This window comes from Pseudomonas sp. SIMBA_041 (assembly GCF_046535095.1).
GTDB lineage: Bacteria > Pseudomonadota > Gammaproteobacteria > Pseudomonadales > Pseudomonadaceae > Aquipseudomonas > Aquipseudomonas mucoides.
Genome location: NZ_JAWRXJ010000424.1, coordinates 1 through 265, shown reverse-complemented (window position 1 = coordinate 265; position 265 = coordinate 1). Strand labels below are relative to the sequence as shown.

Genomic DNA, 265 nt, shown 5'->3' with positions numbered 1-265 from the left:
CTTTAGATCCCTGTTTAGACTCGTTATAAAAGCTATAGCTTGTATTATCCTCGAATACGTTATATGTAGCAGAATAAAAAGATGGAATATTGTGAAAAAATCCATTCTTTGACTCTATTTTCACATACATTGATTTACTGTCTGTAATCAATAAGGTGTTTTTACTTTCCATTACTTCTAATGGACAATAAAAGTTCGTTAAAAGTTTCCTTTCAGTGTTTTTCGTATCTTCTATTAACTCATCTTTGATATGCAGATATCCTTC

General features: G+C 29.8%; 1 protein-coding gene. It reads right to left on the bottom strand.

Annotated elements, in window-relative coordinates:
• Positions 1-265, bottom strand: a 265-nt coding sequence (locus SB725_RS31755) for a hypothetical protein (RefSeq protein ID WP_410923419.1), incomplete at both ends; no start/stop codon positions are given.